The following is a 3,672-nucleotide window of genomic DNA, read 5'->3' on the forward strand; positions in this document are numbered from 1 at the left end:
GCCCTGTGAGGCCGGGGCTGTGCCGGCGCGGAGATCTGCCTGCAATCGGATCCCGCGCTGTATGCGCATGCCTCGCGGGGCGGGAAAACGGCCTTGCAGGCTGTCAGCATGGTTGAAAAGGCGTAAAAAACGCCGTGTTGCTTTATTCCGCAAGGTAGCTTTCAAAGAGCACGTCATCAATGTGACCTGATGAAAGATAGTCATTAAGAATGCTCGTCAGATCCCGCTTGATGTTGACAGCATTGTCGGGGTTAAGCAAGTAGTCGTCACTCTTGCCGCTCAGGTAAAAGAACAGGGCGTCACGCAGGGAGATCATTTTATGATCCATCTCGCCGCTGACGCTGGCGCGTTTGCTGATTGTCGAGAACTTGCACACCAGAAAACGGGTCACGCCGTTTACCTGGCGGGGAACCACAAAGGGAGCCATTTCTTTTATATAGTCTGTTGGCGGCACATCGGCAGGCTGCGACGGAACCACAATGACTTCGGGCTTGATTTCGAGGGGAGGCGGTGGCGGCGTGCGCAGAAAAAACCACCATGCGGCTGCGCCAAGCAACAGCAAAAGCACAGCGGCCCCGGCACCGATAATAAGGAGTTTTTGCTTTTTTCCCGCTTTGGGATCAGGAGGAACCTCGGCAGGAAGCTTTTTGTCGCCCTGTACGGCCGGGCTGGCGGCTTCCTGCTCTTCCTTCAGAAAAGGGGCGTCGTCAAGATCCAGTTCCACCTTGCGCACGGCCGGATCAGGCCCCGGTGAAATCTGCATTTCGTCCCTGGCGGGAGCATCTTTGACGTCAGTCTTGTTTGCCACAAGATTCTCCTGGCCGCCGCGTTGGGGCCTGTCGCCCGCAGGAACGCCCCTGCACCGGATCAGCCGAAGATTTTGTCGATCTTCTGTTTCATGGTGTCGGCAGTGAACGGCTTGACGATGTAGTTGGAAACCTTGGCCTGCACGGCTTCGATGATGTTTTCCTGCTGGGCTTCGGCCGTGACCATAAGAAAGGGAATGTGCGCGAACTGTTCGCTGGCGCGTACTTTACGCAGAAGGTCAATGCCCGTCATGTTGGGCATATTCCAGTCAGAAACAATAAAGTCTATTTTTTCGCGGTTGAGCACTTCCCATGCGGTGGTGCCGTCATCGGCCTCCACCACGTTCTGAAAGCCGATCTGGCGCAGAATGTTGCGCACAATGCGACGCATGGTGGAAAAGTCGTCAACCACAAGAACACGCATGTTGGGATTATAAGGCATGTTGAAAGCTCCTTAACGCCTGCGGGGGCGCCGTAGCGGGGCTTGCCGCGATGTTCGCGTCTGCCCGTTGCATCGTTATATGTCAGCGTCCTCACCATACAGGCTGACGAATTCTTTGCGCAGACGGCTCAGGGCCTGTGAATGCAACTGTGAAACGCGGCCTTCAGTGATGCCCATGACTTCAGCAGTTTCACGCATATTCAACTCATCAGTATAGTAGAGCGACAGTACCAGCTTTTCCCTTGGCGTCAAGCGGCCTATAAGCGGGGCAACTCTTTCCACCAGTTCACGAAAGGCTGTTTTGCGGTAAGGTTCTCCATCGGGTTCCTGAGCGTCGCCCGAAATGGTGTCTTGTATGGCATCCAGTGAAAGCCAGAGCTGGTTTTGCAGTGCTTCAAGCCCCTGGCGCACGTCCCGCAGGGGAAGGCCGGTAATGCCCTGAAGTTCTTCTTCCGTGGCCTGGCGGCCATGCTCGTGCTCCACCTTGCGCATGGCTTCGTCGAGAGTGCGCACACGCTGGCGCAGGGAACGGGGAAACCAATCCAGTCTGCGCAATTCGTCCAGCATGGCGCCGCGGATGCGGCTTTCAGCGTAGGTTTCAAAGCGTATGCCCAACTGCGGGCGAAACTTGCCCAGGGCCTCCATAAGGCCGAGCGTTCCGGAGCTGATGAGTTCACCAAGCTCCACGCTGCGCGGCAGTTTGGCCTTGAGCCGCAGGGCCAGAAAGCGGATTTTGGGGCCATAATGGCGCACCACGGCTTCCTGTTCTGCCGGAGAAAAATTTTCCCAGGCGGTTGCCCCGGTTTCGAGCGCTTCCCAGGGGCCGGGGGCCTGCGCTTGAGCTGTTCCGGTTTTCATGTTGCTATCCTTCCGGTTTTGCCTCTCTCACCCCGTGGCATGCTGGATGCCGGTTTTGCGCCGCTGCCCCTGCCCGCCAGGCTGTGCAGGACGCGTTATTCCACGTCAGGGTTGATGTCTGGACGGTGCTGACGCCCGTCTGCCGGGGCCGAAATGCCTCTGCTGAAGCAAAGCGCTCTTGAAACGTTCCAGAGCAATTTCACTTTGAAATTGCTCTGGCGGCTGCGTGAGCAGTCGCCCGCCGCAAAGATGCAAGCGCAATTTACTTGCGCGGTTAAGCAGCGAAGCGAGCGTGTCTTAAACTTTGAGAATGTACATTCTCAAAGTTAATCTACTCTAGCGGAAAAGCAGTTTTTTCCAGAAAAATTTGATGTTGCCGTCAAGGTTTTCAGGCACATCCCACTGCGTGATGCCTTGCGCCAGATCCATGACAGCACGTGACGCCGGGCTTTGCGGTTCGCTGACGCAGAAGGGCAACTGCTGCACCACGGCCTTGCGCACACCCGTATCGCGCGGGATGACGCTCACAAGTTCCAGCGAAACTCCGCTCAAAAAATGGTCGCAGGCTTGGGCCAGCCGCACAAACATTTCCTTGGCGGTCTTCTGGTCGGGGGCCATGTTGACGCATACCCTGAAGCGCTCCACACCGTGATTGGTCTTGAGAACCTTGATAAGGGCGTAGGCGTCCGTAAGGGAGGTCGGCTCCGGGGTGAGCACCACGAGGCGTTCCTGGGCGGCCATGTTGAAATACAGGACGTTGTCGCTGATGCCTGCGCCGGTATCTACAATGAGGTAGTCAAGGTCGTCTTCCAGTTCGTCCACGGCGTCAAGCAATTCCAGCTTCTGACCTGTGGAAAGGGTGAGCATTTCGCTCATGCCCGAAGAGGCCGGCAGGATGGAAAAGCCGTAGGGCGTGGGGAAAAGAATGTCGCTAACGCTGGCGCCCTCGTGGAAGAGGTGAAAAATGTTTTTCTGCGGCGTGAGGCCAAGCACCACGTCCACGTTGGCAAGCCCCAGGTCCGCATCAATGAGCACCACCTGTTTGCCAAGCTGCGCAAGGCAGATGGCGAGGTTGACCGAGATATTGGTCTTGCCTACCCCGCCCTTGCCGGAAGTGACGGAAAATACCAGGGGGAATGTGCCGCTCATCTGTGTGCTCCGCGTAGTTTAGGCCGTGCTTAAGCCGCCTGGCCGGGGATTTGCCTTTTAAAAATCAGTCGCCACACCAGCGGCTCCGTGGCCGGGGCAAGGCTTTCCTTGAGTTCCGCGCCATAAGACAGTGCCGATATGGGCAAACCGGCTGCGCACGCCACGTTGACTATAGTACCAAAGCTCACGGCTTCGTCCAGCTTTGTCCACACCAGGGACCCCGGGCCGTCGCACTTGTAGCGGTGCAGGAATGCCTGAATCTGCACGGCATCGCAATAGGGCGAAAGCGTCAGATGCGTGGCGGCGTCCACTTGCGCCAGGCCCATTTCTTCGCGCCACCGGGCAAGGCTTGTGGTGCGGTCAAGGCCGGGAACGTCAATGAACACGGCGTCGGCGTCGGCGGTGGCCTTCAGCGCT

Annotated in this window: 4 protein-coding genes and 1 pseudogene; all 5 read right to left on the minus strand. The window is 57.5% G+C overall.

What is annotated here, in order from left to right:
* Positions 1 to 142: 142 nt before the first annotated feature.
* Positions 143 to 808 carry a flagellar basal body-associated FliL family protein gene (locus tag V6C16_RS09270; protein ID WP_333535586.1) on the minus strand — a complete coding sequence of 222 codons (666 nt, stop codon included), beginning with the start codon at positions 806 to 808 and terminating at the stop codon, positions 143 to 145.
* Between the two features lie 59 nt (positions 809 to 867).
* Entirely contained in the window at positions 868 to 1,248 is a 381-nt protein-coding gene (locus tag V6C16_RS09275) for a chemotaxis response regulator CheY (protein ID WP_291301747.1), read from the minus strand.
* A gap of 75 nt (positions 1,249 to 1,323) precedes the next feature.
* Positions 1,324 to 2,106, minus strand: coding sequence for a FliA/WhiG family RNA polymerase sigma factor (locus V6C16_RS09280; RefSeq protein ID WP_333535588.1), 783 nt, complete (start codon positions 2,104 to 2,106; stop codon positions 1,324 to 1,326).
* Positions 2,107 to 2,442: 336 nt separating this feature from the next.
* Positions 2,443 to 3,255 carry a MinD/ParA family protein gene (locus tag V6C16_RS09285; RefSeq protein WP_333535590.1) on the minus strand — a complete coding sequence of 271 codons (813 nt, stop codon included), beginning with the start codon at positions 3,253 to 3,255 and terminating at the stop codon, positions 2,443 to 2,445.
* A gap of 29 nt (positions 3,256 to 3,284) precedes the next feature.
* A pseudogene (locus V6C16_RS09290) lies at positions 3,285 to 3,672 on the minus strand (flagellar biosynthesis protein FlhF); the annotation flags it as partial.

The organism is Desulfovibrio sp. 1188_IL3213 (assembly GCF_036763145.1).
In the GTDB taxonomy this organism is placed as follows: Bacteria; Desulfobacterota; Desulfovibrionia; order Desulfovibrionales; family Desulfovibrionaceae; genus Desulfovibrio.

Coding starts and splice junctions, on each gene's coding strand:
- V6C16_RS09285 (WP_333535590.1), bottom strand. CDS start 3,255: ATGAGCGGCACATTCCCCCTGGTATTTTCCGTCACTTCCGGCAAGGGC.
- V6C16_RS09275 (WP_291301747.1), bottom strand. CDS start 1,248: ATGCCTTATAATCCCAACATGCGTGTTCTTGTGGTTGACGACTTTTCC.
- V6C16_RS09280 (WP_333535588.1), bottom strand. CDS start 2,106: ATGAAAACCGGAACAGCTCAAGCGCAGGCCCCCGGCCCCTGGGAAGCG.